The 16,933-nt window shown below is 64.8% G+C and carries 15 protein-coding genes; 3 read left to right on the top strand and 12 right to left on the bottom strand.

Going from position 1 to position 16,933, the window contains the following annotated elements:
- The first annotated feature begins 265 nt into the window (after nucleotides 1-265).
- The 3 genes from P8T11_RS14730 to P8T11_RS14720 are packed head-to-tail and all read left to right on the top strand — an operon-like array spanning nucleotide 266 to nucleotide 4,686.
- Entirely contained in the window at nucleotides 266-1,096 is an 831-nt protein-coding gene (locus P8T11_RS14730; RefSeq protein WP_268081249.1) for a response regulator transcription factor, read from the top strand.
- A complete protein-coding gene (locus tag P8T11_RS14725; protein ID WP_268081250.1) occupies nucleotides 1,089-3,806 on the top strand; it encodes a hybrid sensor histidine kinase/response regulator in 2,718 nt (905 codons plus the stop codon). The genes P8T11_RS14730 and P8T11_RS14725 overlap by 8 nt, the downstream gene beginning before the upstream one ends.
- A 43-nt stretch (nucleotides 3,807-3,849) precedes the next feature.
- The gene (locus tag P8T11_RS14720) at nucleotides 3,850-4,686 is read left to right on the top strand and encodes an alpha/beta fold hydrolase (protein ID WP_268081251.1); all 837 of its coding nucleotides are present in this window, start codon (nucleotides 3,850-3,852) and stop codon (nucleotides 4,684-4,686) included.
- Nucleotides 4,687-4,698: 12 nt separating this feature from the next.
- Here P8T11_RS14720 and P8T11_RS14715 read toward each other — a convergent pair whose 3' ends face one another.
- The 12 genes from P8T11_RS14715 to P8T11_RS14660 form a co-directional block, all read right to left on the bottom strand.
- Complete coding sequence (locus tag P8T11_RS14715; RefSeq protein ID WP_268081252.1) at nucleotides 4,699-5,748, bottom strand: hypothetical protein; 1,050 nt, start codon at nucleotides 5,746-5,748, stop codon at nucleotides 4,699-4,701.
- Nucleotides 5,749-6,101: 353 nt separating this feature from the next.
- On the bottom strand, nucleotides 6,102-7,103 hold the full coding sequence (locus P8T11_RS14710; protein WP_268081253.1) for a Bug family tripartite tricarboxylate transporter substrate binding protein: 1,002 nt from the start codon (nucleotides 7,101-7,103) through the stop codon (nucleotides 6,102-6,104).
- A gap of 82 nt (nucleotides 7,104-7,185) precedes the next feature.
- Nucleotides 7,186-8,109, bottom strand: coding sequence for a hydroxyacid dehydrogenase (locus tag P8T11_RS14705; protein WP_418910300.1), 924 nt, complete (start codon nucleotides 8,107-8,109; stop codon nucleotides 7,186-7,188).
- 156 nt (nucleotides 8,110-8,265) lie between these two features.
- Nucleotides 8,266-9,147, bottom strand: coding sequence for a LysR family transcriptional regulator (locus P8T11_RS14700; protein WP_268081255.1), 882 nt, complete (start codon nucleotides 9,145-9,147; stop codon nucleotides 8,266-8,268).
- Between the two features lie 256 nt (nucleotides 9,148-9,403).
- Nucleotides 9,404-10,567, bottom strand: a complete 1,164-nt coding sequence (locus P8T11_RS14695) for an MFS transporter (protein WP_268081256.1) — start codon at nucleotides 10,565-10,567, stop codon at nucleotides 9,404-9,406.
- A complete protein-coding gene (locus tag P8T11_RS14690; RefSeq protein ID WP_268081257.1) occupies nucleotides 10,564-11,094 on the bottom strand; it encodes a TetR/AcrR family transcriptional regulator in 531 nt (176 codons plus the stop codon). Before P8T11_RS14690 ends, P8T11_RS14695 begins: the two co-directional genes overlap by 4 nt.
- Before the next feature lie 71 nt (nucleotides 11,095-11,165).
- Entirely contained in the window at nucleotides 11,166-12,083 is a 918-nt protein-coding gene (locus P8T11_RS14685) for an SMP-30/gluconolactonase/LRE family protein (RefSeq protein ID WP_268081258.1), read from the bottom strand.
- Between the two features lie 17 nt (nucleotides 12,084-12,100).
- Nucleotides 12,101-13,099 carry a Bug family tripartite tricarboxylate transporter substrate binding protein gene (locus tag P8T11_RS14680; RefSeq protein ID WP_418910301.1) on the bottom strand — a complete coding sequence of 333 codons (999 nt, stop codon included), beginning with the start codon at nucleotides 13,097-13,099 and terminating at the stop codon, nucleotides 12,101-12,103.
- A 58-nt stretch (nucleotides 13,100-13,157) separates the two neighbouring features.
- Complete coding sequence (locus P8T11_RS14675; RefSeq protein WP_418910302.1) at nucleotides 13,158-14,144, bottom strand: tripartite tricarboxylate transporter substrate-binding protein; 987 nt, start codon at nucleotides 14,142-14,144, stop codon at nucleotides 13,158-13,160.
- 72 nt (nucleotides 14,145-14,216) lie between these two features.
- On the bottom strand, nucleotides 14,217-15,287 hold the full coding sequence (locus P8T11_RS14670) for a cyclase family protein (RefSeq protein ID WP_268081259.1): 1,071 nt from the start codon (nucleotides 15,285-15,287) through the stop codon (nucleotides 14,217-14,219).
- 11 nt (nucleotides 15,288-15,298) lie between these two features.
- The gene (locus P8T11_RS14665; RefSeq protein ID WP_268081260.1) at nucleotides 15,299-16,246 is read right to left on the bottom strand and encodes an NAD(P)-dependent oxidoreductase; all 948 of its coding nucleotides are present in this window, start codon (nucleotides 16,244-16,246) and stop codon (nucleotides 15,299-15,301) included.
- Nucleotides 16,243-16,926: an RraA family protein gene (locus P8T11_RS14660; RefSeq protein ID WP_268081261.1), complete on the bottom strand. Its 684-nt coding sequence runs from the start codon at nucleotides 16,924-16,926 to the stop codon at nucleotides 16,243-16,245. Before P8T11_RS14660 ends, P8T11_RS14665 begins: the two co-directional genes overlap by 4 nt.
- Nucleotides 16,927-16,933 lie beyond the last annotated feature (7 nt).

The raw sequence follows: 16,933 nt of genomic DNA, 5'->3' as shown, positions 1-16,933 counted from the left end.
CGCCGTCACTGGTAGGTGCAGGAAAATACGGGGAAATTCCGCTTCCGTCGGGTTGTCGCGGCAACGCCACAAAGGGGTGGAAAAAACGGCATCCTGACCAGTTTCGCGCTGTAACAAACATTATCGTAAGTACGCAAATATTCCATTACCGAGGTTTGCTGGAATGCCAGGTAGGTTTGCCGCAAGGAAAATTATTCGAACCGGGGCCTCGGTTTTGTCGCTTGTTACCAACGCTGGCGCCAGCCGACATGAAAGAATTCGGGGCATGAACGACGCCTTTTTTCCGCTGGCTCCGGGCCAGCTCGCCGGTTTGCGTGTGCTGGTTGTTGAGGACCGCCCCGAAGACCGCATGCTGCTCGTGGATTTCCTGACTAGCCAGGACTGCCGCGTCTATGTGGCCGAGGACGGCAACGACGGCTACCGCAAGGCGCAACTGGTGCAGCCGGACATCATCCTGATGGACGTGAACATGCCGGTCTGCGACGGCCTGGCCGCCTGCCGCCTGTTGAAGGCCGACCAGGCCACGCGCGGCATTCCCATCATCTTCCTGACCGCGGCTTGCCTGCCCGGTGAGCGGGTGGCGGGGCTGTCGGCGGGCGCCGTCGATTACGTGGCCAAGCCGTTTGATTTTGAAGAGGTGCGCCTGCGCCTGTTGATTCATCTGCGGGTGGCTGCAACGCCTGTGCCCGTGCCCGCGTCGACGCCGGCGGTGGCCGAGGCCAGCGCGGAAGACGGCACGTCGGCCGCCGCCGCCGGAGCCACGCTGGACGGTGTGCTGTTTCGCGCGGCGCGCAAGCTGTTGCGCGAACGGCTGGATCACACGCCCGAACTGATGGCGCTGGCCCAGGCGCTGAACACCAACGCGCGGCGGCTGAACCAGGCGTTCCGGCGCTGCGCGGGCACGACCGTTTTCGAGTTCCTGCGCGAAGAGCGCATGCGCGAGGCACGCCGCCTGCTGTGCGAGACCAGCCTGGATATCCAGGCCATTTCGCAAGCGGTGGGGTATGGCAACCGTGGCAATTTCTCTACCGCTTTCCGCGAACGCTTCGGCATGCCGCCCACGGCCTTGCGCCAGGAATTGGACCCCTATGCTTGAGCACCGCCTGGGCTTGCCGGGTTGGCTGCCGTTGTTGTCGTTGTTGTCGATGTTGTTGGCCCTGACTTGCCTGCTGCTGCCCGCGCAAGCGCAGGCTGCGCCGCCGCCCGTGGACCTGAGCGCCGTCACCGGCAAATTGCCGCTGAATCACGAACTGCTGGGCGTGGAAGACACGGCGGGAACCCTGGACGCCAGCCAGATCCTTGGCGGATCCTGGCAGCCCGTCACCCCCGCCTGGTTGAACCGGGGCTTTTCGCCATCCGTGTACTGGCTGAAGCTGGACGTGCACAACCCCACCCATCGCTTCCTGGAACGCTGGCTGTCCTTCGGCGTGCCCAGGCTGGAAGACGTGCGCTTCTACCTGTATCACGACGGTCAACGCGAGCCCTTCAAAGTCGTCCTGGCGGGCAACCGCGAGCCGCTCGCCGCGCGCGAAGTGCCGTCTTCCGTGTCGGTGGCTTCGCTGCTGCTGATGCCGGGTGAGCGCGTGACAGTGCTGGTGCGGGTGCAGAGCCGCTCTGCCATCAGCATGGAACCCACCTTGTGGACGCCGGCGGCGTTCGTGGACGCGGCGCAGCGCGGCACGGTGGTCCTGGCGCTGCTGATCGGCGCGCTGCTGATGGTGGCGATCTACACCGGGGTGCTGGGCGTGGCCCAGCGTGATCGGGTGTTCCTGTTTCTGGCCGCCGCCATCATCATCGAAATTCTCTACAGCCTGTCGTTCCAGGGCTTGCTCTACCGCTATGTGCTGACGGGCGGCGGTGAAACGGTGTTACGCGCGCCCAGTGTGCTGGGGACGCTGGCCGCCACGGTGTTCGCCTTCACGGTGATGTTGTTCGCGGACCTGCATCGGGTGCGGCTCTGGCGCTGGGTGTACGGCGTGCTGATCGCCCTGGGTTTGGCGGGCTCGGTCTGGGCCGCGCTGGGCGACTATCGCGCCAGCGCGCAGGCCGTGGTCGGGCTGGTGTTTCTGTGGGGGTTGGTCTGGCCGGTTTCCATGGCCGACGGCTGGCGGCGCGGGCACGCCAATGCGCGGATCTTCCTGCTGTCCTTCGCGGTGTATTGCGCCTTGCTCTTTTTGCGGCTGGCTTTCATCAACGGTTTGCTGCCCGGGCGCTGGGAAGGCGGGCCGGAGGTGGCTTGGGACCTGTTGTCGGTGTCGCTGATGCTGGCCGTGCTGGTGCATGGCCGCACGCGCCAGCATCGTCAGGAAAAGCTGGCGGTAGAGCAGCAACTGACGCAGGCCCGCGAACGCGAACACCAGCGGCTGGATCTGGCTGTCAGGCAGCGCACGCAAGCGTTGCAGGAAGCGCTTATCCATGCTGACGAGGCCGGCCGCGTGCGCCAGGATTTCCTGGCCCGCATCAGCCATGACCTGCGCACGCCGCTGACTTCCATCATCGGTTTTGCGGACCTGATCCAGGCGGGCGGCCGCGACGACGCGCCGCGCGGCGCGATCATTCGTCGCAGCGCCGACCACATGCTGGGCATGGTGAATGACCTGATCGATTACGCCGCGGGCGCGGGCGGCCAGGCGTTGCGCGTGTCCCCTGAATACGTGCATGCCTTGCTGGATGCGGTTGCCAAGGAATCCGCGCCGATCGCCGCCAGGCAGAACAACCAATTCGTGTTGCGGGTGTCGGAGTCTGTACCGGCCGTGTTGGAAATGGATGGCAAGCGCGTGCGCCAGGTGCTGTCCAACCTGATCGACAACGCCGCCAAGTTCACGCGCGGTGGCGTCCTGACCTTGACCGCCGACTACATCGTGCCGGACTCGGGCGACGCGAACGAGGGTGCGGGACGGCTTGTGCTATCGGTGCGCGACACCGGCTGCGGCATCGCGCCGGAAGACCGGCAACGCATCTTCGAACCCTTCCAGCGGCTGGCTGCCGCCGAGAACCAGCCGGGCGTGGGGCTGGGCCTGCCCATCGTGCAGCAATGGGTGCAGCGCATGAAAGGCGCGATCAGCATCGACAGCGAGCTGGGTCAAGGGACGCGGGTCGGCGTCACGCTACCGGTCAGGAAGATGGACGAGTCCCGCATCTCGCACCACTACATTGCCGCCGCGTCGCATGTGCTGCCGACGCTGGACGGGTCCGGCAAGCACCTGTGGCTGGCCGAAGACACGCCGGAGATTCGAGAATTCCTGGTCGAGGAACTGGCCAGCATGGGCTTTCAGGTGGATAGCGAGGCCGGTGGCCAGGGCATGGTGGCGCGCATCCAGGCAGACGAGGCCCGCCGGCCCGACCTGATCCTGACGGACCACCGCATGGACGGTGTCGACGGCTCGGCCGTGCTGGCGGCCTCCCGCGCGCGCTGGCCGGACCTGCCCGTCATCGCGGTGTCGGCAACGCCCCACGACACGCATGCCTTGGGCGGTGCAGGCTATGACGCCAGCTTGCTCAAGCCCATCAACCTGGTAGAGCTTCGCCATGTGCTGGGCAGGCTGTTGCAGTTGCCCATCAAGCACGCAAGCGACGATGTGGAATCGGCGTCGCCGAAGACCCCGCATCTGTCCAGCGCCGAGTCGGCGCAGGTGCAATTGCTGCTGGAAAGCGGCGCCATCTCGGACCTGATCGATTGGGCGCAGGCGCTGCAAACGCGCGATGCGGCGTTCAAGGACTTCAGCGAACAACTGCGGCGCATGGCCAGACAGGGCGACATCGCGGCGATACGCAAGCTGTGCGAGACCATGCGGGAACGCACTTGACCTCGAACTACCCCGGCACCGTAAACTGCCGTTGATTGGCGATATGACAAAGGAGATCACTGTGCTGCATTTGCCGAACACATCGATCATCGAAGGAAACGCCGTCAGATGGGGAACGTGCGGCGAAGGGCCGCCGTTGGTGGCGATTCATGGCACGCCGTTTTCCTCGCAGGTATGGCGCAGGATCGTGCCGGCGTTCGCGGATCGCAGAACGGTTTATGTCTTTGACCTGGTGGGCTACGGGCAGTCTGAAATGCGCGACGGGCAAGACGTGTCGCTGGCGGTGCAGAACAAGGTACTGGCGGCCTTGTTCAAGGAATGGGAACTGGATCGCCCGGATGTCCTGGCGCATGACTTTGGCGGTGCCACCGCGTTGCGCGCCTACTATCTGGATGGCTTGCGCTACCGCTCGTTGACGATCTTTGACGCAGTGGCGCTGGCCCCGTGGGGCTCGCCTTTCGTGCAGCACGTGCGCAAGCACGAGGGCGCGTTCGCGGGGATGCCCGACTACATGCACCGCGCGCTGCTGCGTGCTTATCTACAGACGGCGGCCTGCCAACCGCTGTCGGACGAGGCGTTGGATGTGTATACCCAGCCATGGCTGGGCGAGATCGGCCAACCCGCCTTTTACCGGCAAATTGCGCAGATGGATCAGAAGTACACCGACGAGGTCCAGGGCATGTATGGGCGGATGGACTGCCCGGTGCAAGTGCTATGGGGTCAGAACGACAACTGGATTCCCTACGCGAAAGGCGAGGCCTTGGCGGCGCTGATTTCTGGCGCGCCGTGCATGCCGATTGCGGATGCCGGCCATCTTGTTCAGGAAGACCGGCCCGAGGCGATTGTGGCGGCGGTGTTGAAGCAGATTGCGGGCGGCTAAGCGCCGCCTGACTTATTTCCCCTTACCCATCGACAGCGGCACGCCCCAGATTGGATCTTCCATGCCTTGCTTGCCCAGCGGCGTGATCTGCATGGGTTGTAGCGTGGACAGCAACTGTCGGTGCGCGTCGCTCAAGCTGTGGCGCTGCGCGATGAGCTTCTGCGTGAAATCCATCGGCGCCGGGCGCGTGTAGACGGTGAAGTCTTCAAGCGGGCATTCGATCATCTTGGGGTCGACCGCGCGGCAGCCCGATTGCTTGTACTTGTAGCTGGGCGTCTTCATGTGCATGCGCTGGCTCAGCACAAGTTGGCCGCCCTTGAGGGTGAAGCTGGCCAAGGCCAGCTTCGGCGGCACGCGCGACTGCACCTTGATGGCGGGAATATCGCGTGAATCCGTCTGCTCGTAGTAGCCGGCGCGGGAGCCCTGCGTGGTTTCGGTGTATTGCTCTTCGCCCCAACTGACGCAGTTGCCCGACGCCCGGTGCACGGCGGTGCACACCTTGCGCGTCTTGAGCTGCGTGCCGGTGGTGCCTTCATGCCAGTTGGTTTCCTTGTAGAACTCGCGATAAAGCTCCGGCGACAGATAGGCGGTGCCGTTGGCGCCCCGGCCCGAGCCCACCGGGCCGGGGCGCGCGCCCACCTGGTCCAGCAAGGCATTCAGCTTGTAGTCGTCGCCGCCGGTCAGCAGGTATTTGCCGGGCGGCAGGATATGCACTTCGAAGGCCTTGAACAGGTAGGTGGCCTGCTTGTCCCGTTGCAGCGAATTGTTCTGGAACTTGCGGCCAAAGGTGATCTTCGGCTGCTGTTCGTGCATCCAGACCGTGTTGCCCGTCCACTTGGTCATGGACTCCGCGTCGTTCAAGCTGGCGTGCGGCATCACGTCGGCCACCAGCACCACGGCCATGTCGTCCTTCAAGGCCTCGCCGATCAGGTCCAGCAGTTGCGCGTAGCGCGGGTCGTCCATGCTGCCCTCGCCGTTGTAGTCCGGCACGTGCACGCAGCCCGACAAGGCCAGGGCAAGCGTCAGGGCGGAAAGGGCAACGCGCGGTCGCGGCAGCATCATGAGGTCGATCCTTGAAGGAGGCTGAGTCGGATGACCGCGCATGCTACTGATTTGGGACGGCGCTGCAATACCCGGACGGTGGCCTGAAACATGGCGCAGGCCGGGTGGGTGCGAACCCTCCGGGTCTGCGGTGCTTGCCTGGGCTGGAGGGGCGCGGTGGGAACCGAGAAATGGCGAGGGCTGCGGCCCTTCCGGGATCTCGGGCATCCGCCTGGACCCGGGTCAAGACGAATAGCGGGCTTGGAAATTTATTGTTGCCATTGTTTCGGCCTGGGCCTTTGTTGGCCTTTTCCCTCTATCCGATCTTGCCCCTGCGTCTACGCGGATAATCCGTTCGTCCCCCCGTAGGAATGCTATTGCGCGGTGATCCCCGCCGATTGAATCAGTGCCCGCCAACGTTGCACCTCGCTGTTCCAGAACGGCGCGAATTCCGCCGGCCCGCGCGCATCGACGCTGAAGCCTAGCGAGCGCGTCTTTTCCGCGACCTCGGGCCGCGCCATGATGCCGACGAGTTCCTTGCCCAGGCGTTGAACGATCGCGTCCGGGGTTGCGGCGGGCAGCATGACGGCGGTCCATTGTTCGACGTTCAGCTTCGGCATGCCTGCCTCGGCGGACGTCGGCACATTCGGCACTTGCGGATTGCGCGCCGCGCTGGCAATGGCAATGGCGCGCAGCTTGCCCGACTGCACGTAGGGCAGGGACTCGGCGTAGTTGCTGAAGATCACATCAAGCTGGCCGCCCATCAGGTCGGTCAATGACGGCGCGCCGCCGGCATAGGGGATGTGCAGGATGTTGGTGCTATTGATCTGGTTGAACAAGGCCAGGGACAAATGCGATGGCGTGCCCACGCCGCTGGACCCGGCATTCAGTTCCTTGCCCTTTGCCGCCTTGGCCAGGTCGTCCAGCGTGCGTATCTTGCTGTTGGCCGGCACCACGACCAGGATCGGTGTCGAAGCCAAGAGCGCGACGGGCTTCAGGTCTTTGGTGATGTCGAACCGGCTTCTGTCGCGCAGCAAGGTGGCGTTCACCGAGTGCGTCATGGTGATGGCCAGCAGCGTGGTGCCATCGGGCGCCGCGCGCGATACCTGTTCGGCGCCGATCATCGCGCCCGCGCCCGGGCGGTTTTCCACCACCACGGTAACGCCCAGCCGCTCGCTGAGTTGTTGGCCCACCAGGCGAGCCATGACGTCCGTCAATCCACCCGGCGGGAACGGCACGACGTATTTCAACACGCTGCCTTTGGCGGGGTAGTCGGTGGCCGGTGCTTGGGCTTGTGATTGTGCTTGTACGCCGGCGGCGGGGGCGATGGCGGCAAGCGCAAGGGCCGAGGCCAGCAACATTCTTCTGGTAATCATTTTGTCTCCTGTCCGTGTATTTTTTATGGTGTTGCAAAGGTCGGTGCTGCAAGGTCGGTGCTGCCAATGCGGTGTTGCAAAATCAGCCCAGCGCCGCCAGCACCTTCTCTGCAACCAGACTGCTTACCCGTTGGTTGGATTCGGTGGTCAAGCCTGCTGTGTGGGGCGTAAGAATAAGGTTCGGGCAACCCTGGAAGTGCGGCGCCAGGGCAAGCGGCTCGACGTCGAAGACGTCCAGCGCGGCGCCGCCAAGCTGTCCGCTGCGCAGGGCGCTTGCCACGGCGGCCTCGTCAACGATGCCGCCACGCGCGGTGTTGATCAGAATGGCGCCGGGCCGCATGGCCTGTATGCGCGTGGCATTGAGCAGATTGCGCGTGGACTCCAGCAGCGGCATGTGCAAGCTGAGCACGTCCCCTTGCGCCAGCACGTTGTCCAAGGCGGCGGGCGCGACACCAAGCTTCGCGAACAGCGGGTCGTCATGCGCCAACGCCGGGTCAAACGCGAGCACCGACATGCCCAGCGCCTTGGCCAGCCGCGCGGTCAATTGCCCGATCGATCCAAAGCCCAGCAGGCCCAGGGTCTTGCCCGAGATCTCTCGGCCCTTCGACAGCGCGTCGCGCGGCCATTCGCCTGCCGCGACCGCCGCCGAGGATGCGTACGAACCGCGCAGCAACACCATCGCGGTCGCGATCACGTATTCGGCAACGCTGTTGGCGTTGGCGCCGGTGGCGGGAAACACCTGTATGCCTTGTTGTTCGCAGCCGGCCAGGTCGATGTTGTCCAGGCCGACACCCAGCCGTCCCACCACCTTGCATTGTTTGAGCGACGCCAGCAGTTCGCCGCGCACCTGCGTGCGGTTGCGCACGATCAGTGCGTCGCAAGTGGCCGCCACTTCACACAAGCGCGGCAGGTCGTCGACCAGCTTCGGGTCGTAGGTGACGTCTGCTTTTTCCCGTAGTCGGTCGACCGCGGGTGCGTCCATGAATTCAGTCACGACGATGTTCAAAAATCCCTCCTTCCGACGGCACTGGCCGCTTGATGTGATCCGGCCCATGCACGATGCCAAGATCCATACTAAGAAGGCGAGAGATTTATCAAAAGCTAATTTTTTTACATCTGAGCATCGGCAAAAACGATGCTCGTGGGATGACAAGCACGACGGCTATTTCGCCAGCGGAGAAGATTCCCCGAATTCCCGGAAGCAGTTCACCAGCACCTGCGTGGTTCGGCTGTCGTTATTGGCGTGGCGCACGGCCAGACACACCGTGCGGTACAAGCCCGGCAGGTCAATGAACTTCAGCGCGCCGTCGCTGCGCGCGGGGCCTTTCAGCACGGGCAGGACGGTGACGCCGATGTCGTGGCGCACGATGGACAGTACGGCGTCATGCGAGTCCAACTCCATCGCGGGCCGTACCGAGACGCCGCTGTCCTGGATGAACGCGTCGATCTGCTTGCCGATCCAGGTGGTTTTGTCGAAAGCAATATAGGGATATTCCTCCAACGCGGCTTTGACGTTGGTGAAATTTCGCTTGGCGCTCATGACCAGCGCCAGGGGCTCGGTATACAGCTCGTGAAAGCAAAGCGTCGTGGAAAAATGCGGCGGCGGCATCGAAATGACCGCCGCATCCAGCAAGCCGGCTTCCACCTGCAACGCAAGGTCTGGCGACCGCTTCGCGGTGATGCGCAATTCCAGGGAGGGGTGTTCGGCCCCCAGGCGCTTGAGCACATCCGGCAGCCCCCCGCTCAATGTGCTGGTGATGATGCCCAGCGCCAGCCTGCCCTTGAGACGGCTGGAATTGCCCAACGACGCCATCTCGCTTTCCAGGTCCAAGACCCGCCGGGCAAGCGGCAGAAGCTGGTGCGCGCGATCGTTCAACAGGATTGAGCGGCCGGTGCGTACGAATAGCTCGACACCCAGTTCTTCTTCCAGGTTCCGCAGCTGAACGCTGACCGCCGCGGGCGACAAATGCACGGCCTGCGCGGCGGCGGTCACGGTGCCGAATTGGTGTAGCGCCAGGAAAGCGCGCAGGGAGCGGCTTTGCATGAGTAGGGTGGGGCTGTGGGGTGGCGGCTACGTTAACACGTGGGCTGCGGGGTGAAGAGCTGATTGGATACTGCACATTAATTTCAGTGAAAGTGCGCCTTTCAACAAATGTTGAAAGGCGCGGATTCAGTGAAAAAAGCAGCGGCTCATGCAAGTCATGTTGTAGATCCTTTCGTCTTGAAAGCGCTGAGCGCGACGCTGCCCAGCGGGACTGGCAACCCGAAGCAACAGCAAGCAATCCCCCCCGCGCCGCCCGCTATCGACCCGCCACACACGGTCTTGGATTTGCCTCTTCAACCCGCGCCAACGCCGCCGTGATGGCAAGGCTGGCAAAAATAACCACGGCGGAATTGGCCGCCAGATGCTCCATCAACAGTCCGAAGACGGCGGCCCCGGCGGTCTGACCGACCGCAAGCGCCAGAAAGGCGATCATCACGCCCGTGGCGGGCCGGTCCGGCAGCGCCCGGACGCCCCACAGCAAATAGACCCCGGTAAGCATGATGTAAGCGGCGCCAAACAGAAGGCCGCCGCCCAGGGTCAGGGCCGCCGAGGTGCCTGTGATGCCGATCATAAGCATGCCTGCCGCTATTGCCGCCAGGAATACGCGATGGACCAGGTCCATGCCGAAGCGCGCAATCAGATGTCCCGCGCCCGCGCCCGCAATACCGGCCGCTCCGATGGCGATCCACAGCAGGCCCGCGCCTGCGCTGCTCCAGTCGAGCCGCAGCGCGACCAGCTGCGCTCCAAAGGACCAGATCGCGGTGCTGGCCGCGCCGGTCAGGAAGGCGGCGGCGATCAAGCGCCGCAGCTCTCCGTTAAGGGACGGTAAGCCATGGGTATTGTTCGTGGCTGCCTGGGAGCCTCGCGGCAGGGAGAGCGCCGCGGCAAACGCCAGGCCGACCGCCGCCACCGCAAAGCCCGCGTACGCAAGGCGCCATTGGTCTCCCATCATCAGCGCCACGGGGCCGGACAGCACCACGCCCGCGCCGGTGCCGGCGTTGATGATGGTGTTGGTGGCGTTCTGCCGGTTCGGCTTGACCGCTGCGGTTACGGCTGCGGCCAGGGGCGGCGAGGCCAGTCCCGTGCTGGATCCCGCCAGCATGACCGCGCCCGCCAGCCAGGGCGCCGAGGGCGCGGCGGCGATGCCGGCCATGCCCACCGCCGCGACCAGGGCTGCGCCGACGGCGACAGCGCGGGGCCCTATCCGTTCGGTCAACCAGGCCGACAGCGCGATGGCAAGGCAATAGCCCAGAAACGCCCCGCCCGAGATCAAGCCGCTTAGCGTCGACGACAAGGACAAGTCAGCATCGATCCGCGGCAGGAACAAGCCGAAGGCGAAGCGGGCAAAGCCATAGCAGACGGCGATCAGCGCAAAACCGGTTGCGCCCAGCGTTGCGGCGGGACTCAGCGCAAGGCTCATGGCCGCGCCCGTTCCACCAGGGCGATGGCCGCCAAGCGTGCCGCCTTCACGGATTTTGCGCCGCGATAGATGGCGGCGGCCGTCGCGCCCTCGAACAAGACCAAGATCTGTTCGGCCAGCACCGGGTCGCTGCGGCCCCCGGTTTCCGCCGAGACGACTTCCCGAATTTTTCGCCAGAAAGCGGCTTTGTGCGCGGACACGGCATCGGCAATTTCCGGTGTGTCGCCACCGGTTTCCGCGTAGGCACGCAAGAACAGACAACCCAGGTTGTCTTCGGTTTTCATCCAGTTTTCCAGCGCCTTGAAGATCGCGTCGACGCTGCTTGCTTCTTGAATTTGCGCAAAGAAGCGCTTGTCGCGCTCGGTGAGCACGGCGGCGATCAGCGCGTTTTTGCTGCCGACATGCTTGTAGAGCGTTCGGCTTGACATGCCGGCGCCTTGGGTCAAGCGGTCCATGCCGGTGGCCGTGAAACCGTGTCGGTTGAAAAGAAGTTCCGCCGTGGAGATCAGCTGTGTCTTGGTATCCATGCGTCCAATGTAAAACGGTCGTTTTACACTGTCAACTCAAGCGGCGGCCACGCGTATTTTGTTTGGCGCTGTCAGGCCTTGCGCGCCAGGGCCAGGCCCGCGTGGGGCGCGGACGCAAAAAGAATCGAGCCGCTGGTCGATTCCGTGCAGAACAGCGTGCGCCTGTCTTCGCCGCCAAAGGCAAGGTTGGTGGTGGACGCGCCCGTGACGCTGCGCCAGACGATGCTGGGTTCGGCGCGATGGTTTAACAGCCAGACATAGCCCAGCCCGGGGTTGCAGACCAGCAAGTTGCCCTCGGTGTCAACGGCCAGGCCATCGGGGCCGCTGGGGCCGTAGGATGTAAAAAACTGGCTGACCTTGCTGACGCTGCCGTCGGGCAGCAAGGGCACGCGCCACACGCAGTTGCCGCGCGTGACGGCAAGGTACAGCACGCGCTCGTCGGGCGACAACGCCACGCCATTCGGGCTGGGCACGTTATCCAGAAGTTGGTCTAGCTGGCCGTTGGGCCGCAGTCGATACAGGCGGCCGCTGGGATCGTGTAGCCCGCTTTGGCCCTGGTCGGTGAAATACAGGTTGCCTTGGGTGTCGAAGATCAGATCGTTGACGCCCTTGAAGCGTTCGCTGTTGCGGCGTTCAAGATAGGGCGTGACGGCGCCGGTCGCGATATCCAGCGTCATGAGCCCATTCTTGTAATCGGTAATGAGCAGGCGGCCGGCGTCCAGAAACTTCATGCCGTTGGGTTCGCCGTCGTATTCGGCCACCAATGACCATTGGCGGTCGGGCGTGATCCGGAACACGCGGCCCCAGGGGATGTCCGTGACGTAAAGGTTGCCGGACTCATCAAAGACCGGCCCTTCAAGAAAGGAGTCGACCGGCATGCCGCCCCGGTTGGCGTCGGCCCAGGCGCTGCGCCGGGGGCGGCGCAAGTGATCGGGCATGGTCGACCAGACCTGAAAGTCAACGACTTCGGGGGCGTGCAAGCAGAACATGGCGAATCCTCCTGGGTTTATTTGGCGTCGAAGCCGATGCTGCGGACCACCTTGCCCCACATCTGGCCGCTATCGGCCAGGATGCCGCGAAACTCTGTGGCGTCGGCAGCGCGTGGCTCCGCCCCCATCTTGGTGGCAAACGTTTTCATCTCTTCCGAGGCCATGGCGGTGGCGATCTCGCGTTGCAGCCGGTCGGTGACGTCCGGGGGCGTACCCTTTGGCGCCCACAGGCCGGTCCAGTTGACCACGCCAAAGTCCTTCACGCCCGCTTCGGCAAAGGTGGGCACGTCAGGCAACACCGGCAGGCGCTTGTTGCCGCTGACGGCCAGGAGCCTTAGCTGGCCGCCTTGCACCGGCCCCATGACGCCGGTGGTGGACGCAAACTGAAAATCGATCACCTTGCCCAGCACGGCCTGAGTGGCCTCGGCCGCGCCCTTGAACGGCACGTGCATGAACTTCACGCCGGTCGCCAGGCCCAGCGCTTCAGCCGCGAAATGCGGCGTGGTGCCTGGCCCGCCTGATCCGTACGTGATCATGTTGGGTTTGGCGCGGGCTTGCGCGATCAGGTCGTCAAGTGTGTGGCTGCTGCTGTCGGCCGACACGGCCAAGGCCATGGGGGCGAAGACGAAGGCCGAGACGGGTTGCAGGTCCTCTGCGGGATCAAACGGCAACTTCTTGAAGATGTACGGCAAGAGCGAATACGTAGTGTCGTTGGCCACCAGCGTATAGCCGTCGGGCGTTGCGCGCGCGACCTGGCTCACGCCGATGGTGCCGGTGGCGCCGGGCTTGTTTTCCACGACGAAGCTCTGTCCGGTCTGGCTGGACAGCATTTGCGCCATCTTGCGCGTGGCCACATCGACCGCGCCGCCCGGCCCGTAGGGCACCACGATACGCACCGCCCGGTCGGGCCAGGTGTCGGCTGCGTGAGAGACGGACATGCCCAGCAGCGGGGCGGAGCAGGCCAGGATCAATGCCGCGGTCTTGCGGCGCGCGTAGGGTTGGGTAAGAAACGTCATTTGTCTTCCTCTGAATGATGTGTATTTTTCGTTGTTTGCTTTTATATCCGGGCGCGGCTCAATCGGCCTTTAGCCCCAGGTTCTCGGCCAGCTTGCGGTTTGCATCGATCTCGCTGGCCAGTTGCGCGTTGAAATCGTTGCCGCAAGTTTGGCGTGCCTGCATGCCCAGCGCATCCAGACTCTTGGCGGTGGCGGGCGCGCGGGCGAAATCCCGGGCCACCTGCTCCAGCTTGCTGCGCACGTCTTGGGGCAGGCCTGCCGGCGCAAGCACGCCGTACCACGCGTCGGCGGTGTATCCGTGGACGCCCGCCTCGTCGAAGGTGGGCACTTGCGGTAGCTGTGGCAGGCGTTGGGGCGCGGCCACCGCCAGCGCTGTCAGCTTGCCGGACTCCACTTGCGGCAGCACCGAACCCAGCGTGGCCAGCGAGCTATCGACTTGTCCGCCCATCAAATCGGCAACGGCCTGCGACGCGCCCTTGTAGGGGATGTGATTCATGGACGTCTTCGTCAGGTTCAGGAATTGCGCCGTGGCGAAATGACCCGAACTGCCTGTGCCCGGCGTGGCGTACGTAATGCGGCCGGGCTCCGCGCGCACCCGTGCCAGAAATGCGTCCAGTGTCTTTACGGGTAGGGCGGGGCCCACGACCAGTACCGTCGGGCTGACCGCTATCGCGCACACGGGGGTGAACGAGCGCAAGGCGTCAAACTTGACGCGACTGCTGTACAGGGCGGGGATCATGGTGTGGTTGGTGGCACCCACCAGCAGCGTGTAGCCGTCAGGCGCGGCTTTGGCGACGGCTTCGGCGGCAAGAATGGTGTTGGCGCCGGGCTTGTTTTCCACCACGAAACTCTGCCCCAATGCCTGCGCGGCATAGGCAGCGAAGGCGCGCGCGACCACGTCGGTCGGCCCGCCGGGGGAAAAGCCGACGACGATACGAACGGGTCGATCCGGGTATTGCGCGAGGGCTGCGTTAGCGCATAGCGTTAGCGCGGCCGCCGAAAGCGCAAGGGATGGCAGGCGGATAAGCGTACGAAAAGTATTCACGTTTGTCTCCTTCGTGCATGGTTGGCTTGCGGCCTGTGCCGGCCGCTGTGCCTGGTGAAAAAAATCGTGGGATCAGACGGTGGCGATGGGGGTTGCAGGGGAACCTGCCGCGCCAGGCAGCCGCAGCGGGGGGGCGGTAAGCAGGAAGCGATGGCGGCCGTGGGCACGCAACCATCGCGCAAGCGGCGTCAGCCACCAAAGTTCACCCAGATGAATGCCGTTCTTGAACAGGCAGTGTTCATGCAGCGGTAGTCGGGGGCGGCGCAAGGGCGTGGACGCGCCGCTCAGGCTGATGGTTTGCACCAATTCCACTGCCGGGTTGTCGGCGATCAAGCAGGCCAGGCGCGAATCGACGATCCATTGCAGCAGGCGGGGGTCATTGCCGTCCAGACCGCTGCCGCTTGCATGCAAGCGCGCGACATCCGGTTGCCCGTTCATGGCCATCAACATGTCGCCGAAGCCGGTGTGCAGGCACACCATGTCGCCGGCCTCAACCACGACGCCATCGGCCTGCATGATGCGCATGAGTTGCTCATACCCGATGGCGGCGCGCTCGCGGCCGACATGCGCTTCCAGATCGATCAGTACCGCGCGGCCCTGCACGCCGTGCTCGGCCAGGTTTTCAATGCCAAGCGCGTTGGCGTTCGGACCGGGATAGCGGGCCCAGTCAGCGCTGGCGTGCGGGTCGGGCAACGCCGCCATGATCTCCACGCCGGCCCGAAAGCCGTTGTAGAACACGGCCTCGGCTTCGCCGTCGCCATCGGCATCGAAGCGGCTGCCCATATGCGCCAGGCTGTCCCACTGGGTGGAGTACTGCGTGTTCATCAGCAGCACGTCGTCGCAAACCACGTCGGTAAGCAGCGGGTCTTCAGAAGCGTATGACCAGCAGTAGCCTTGCACGCCGGCGCTTTTGCCGTCGCGCAACGTGGCGTATCGCTGCGTCGGTAGCCGCTTGGGGTTCAACGCCGTGCCGCCGGGCAGGTCGAGCGGCAGCGACAGGCAGAAGGTCTTGCCCTCTTGAACTTCGGCAATGCCTTGCAGGACTTTGGCGCGTGTAACCAGGTTCATGCGGCCGCGCTGGTCGTCCGGGCCAAATTCGCCCCAATTGCTGCCGTCCGGCGCGTGCTTCCATCGTTGCGGCATGTTGCGGCTCCTTAGGCTGCGCTGGTGTTGCGGGCCAGCACCGCCAGCACATTGCGCGCCGCCGCCACGCCCATGTTGACGTAGGCGGCGCGGGTCACGCCGCCGATGTGCGGGCTGAGGACAATACGTGGTTCATGCTGGAAGGGGTGGCCGGCCGTCATGGGTTCGACGGCGAAGCTGTCCAGGCCGGCGGCGGCGACTTGGCCGGACCGCACGGCGGCCAGCAGCGCGCCTTCGTCCACCAGCCCGCCTCGGGCGGTGTTCACCAGGATCACGCCGGGCCGGCATTGCGCCAGCGTGTCGGCGTTGATCAGGCCACGGTTTTCATCCGTCAACGGGCAGTGCAGCGAGATGGCGTCGGCTTCCTGCCAGAGCTGTTGCAACGGCACCGCGGCTATGTAGGACGGCAGGTCTTGCGCATAGGGATCGTGGCCGATGACCCGCATGTTCATGCCGTGCGCCATGGCCGCGAAACGCCGGCCGATGGCGCCCAGCCCGATCAAACCGATGGTCTTGCCGTCCAGTTCCATGCTCTTGTGCGTGGACTTGTCCCAATGCCCGCCACGCATGCGCGCGTCCAGCGTCACCAGCGACTTGGCGCAACCCAACAGCAGCGCCAGCGCTTGTTCGGCCACGGCGGCGGCATTGGCGCCCGCCGCCGCCACGACGTCGATGCCGCGTTGTGCGGCGGCGGCCTTGTCGATGGTGTCGGTGCCGCTGCCGTGCTTGGAGATCACGCGCAGTGAAGGCGCGGCGTCCATCGCGGCAGCGCCGACCTTGCTGTAGCGCACGATGATGGCCACGGGATCGTGCTGGCGGCACAGCGCAACGATGTCGTCTTCGGTGGGTGTCTTGCCCGCATAGACGATGTTGAACCCTTCCAGCAGCGCCAGGGCCTCGGGGGCCAGGTCAGCCGCGGTGACGAGTAGCGCCGGTTTCGGGGCGGCAGAGGGTTTCACAGCGCCTCTCCTTCCTTCAACACGCCGGCGCTGCGCAGGGCGGCGGTCAGCCACTTGGCTTCGGTGTCACCGGCCTGAATGGCGGCGATGCGGGCGGCTTCGTCGCGCACCTTCTTTTCGGCGGCGGGCAGCAGGCCTTCGATTTTTTCGCGTTCCACGACGACCAGGCCGTCGGCGTCGCCGATGATGAAGTCGCCGGCGTTGACGGTAACGCCACCCACCGACACGGGGTGGCCGATGCGGCCGGGCACGTTCTTGGTGGGGCCATTGGGGTTGGCGCCGGCGGCGAACACCGGGTAGCCCATTTCGATGATTTCAGTGGTGTCGCGCGCGGCACCGTCGATCACCACGCCGGCAAGTCCCAACTGACGGCAGGCGTTCATCATGATGGTGCCCATCAGCGCGGCGCTCAGATCACCCTTGCCATCGATCACCAACACGTCGCCGGGCTTGGCCAGCGAGATCGCCGCGTGAATCATCAGGTTGTCGCCGGGCCGGACTTCAACGGTAAACGCGGGGCCGGCCAGCTTCATGCCGGGGTCCAAAGGCCGGATCCGGCCATGCAGCGCGCCACGCCGGCCGGCTACGTCCGCGAGGATGGCGGGTTGCAATTGCGCGGCGCGGCGCACGACATCGGCGTCGACGCGGGGAAAGTCCTTGATGATGTCCTGGTTTGCCATAACGGCT

Origin of the sequence: Achromobacter spanius (assembly GCF_029637605.1) — a bacterium.
Lineage (GTDB): Bacteria > Pseudomonadota > Gammaproteobacteria > Burkholderiales > Burkholderiaceae_B > Achromobacter > Achromobacter spanius_E.
The sequence above is the reverse complement of the archived record's forward strand: the minus strand, read 5'-3'. Positions and strand labels throughout refer to the sequence as shown.

Excerpts from the sequence above, each read along its gene's own strand:
- P8T11_RS14710 (WP_268081253.1), bottom strand. The coding sequence starts at position 7,103 with ATGATTACCAGAAGAATGTTGCTGGCCTCGGCCCTTGCGCTTGCCGCC.
- P8T11_RS14680 (WP_418910301.1), bottom strand. The coding sequence starts at position 13,099 with ATGACGTTTCTTACCCAACCCTACGCGCGCCGCAAGACCGCGGCATTG.
- P8T11_RS14695 (WP_268081256.1), bottom strand. The coding sequence starts at position 10,567 with ATGAGCCTTGCGCTGAGTCCCGCCGCAACGCTGGGCGCAACCGGTTTT.
- P8T11_RS14715 (WP_268081252.1), bottom strand. The coding sequence starts at position 5,748 with ATGATGCTGCCGCGACCGCGCGTTGCCCTTTCCGCCCTGACGCTTGCC.
- P8T11_RS14700 (WP_268081255.1), bottom strand. The coding sequence starts at position 9,147 with ATGCAAAGCCGCTCCCTGCGCGCTTTCCTGGCGCTACACCAATTCGGC.
- P8T11_RS14670 (WP_268081259.1), bottom strand. The coding sequence starts at position 15,287 with ATGCCGCAACGATGGAAGCACGCGCCGGACGGCAGCAATTGGGGCGAA.
- P8T11_RS14730 (WP_268081249.1), top strand. The coding sequence starts at position 266 with ATGAACGACGCCTTTTTTCCGCTGGCTCCGGGCCAGCTCGCCGGTTTG.
- P8T11_RS14660 (WP_268081261.1), bottom strand. The coding sequence starts at position 16,926 with ATGGCAAACCAGGACATCATCAAGGACTTTCCCCGCGTCGACGCCGAT.
- P8T11_RS14725 (WP_268081250.1), top strand. The coding sequence starts at position 1,089 with ATGCTTGAGCACCGCCTGGGCTTGCCGGGTTGGCTGCCGTTGTTGTCG.
- P8T11_RS14685 (WP_268081258.1), bottom strand. The coding sequence starts at position 12,083 with ATGTTCTGCTTGCACGCCCCCGAAGTCGTTGACTTTCAGGTCTGGTCG.
- P8T11_RS14690 (WP_268081257.1), bottom strand. The coding sequence starts at position 11,094 with ATGGATACCAAGACACAGCTGATCTCCACGGCGGAACTTCTTTTCAAC.
- P8T11_RS14720 (WP_268081251.1), top strand. The coding sequence starts at position 3,850 with ATGACAAAGGAGATCACTGTGCTGCATTTGCCGAACACATCGATCATC.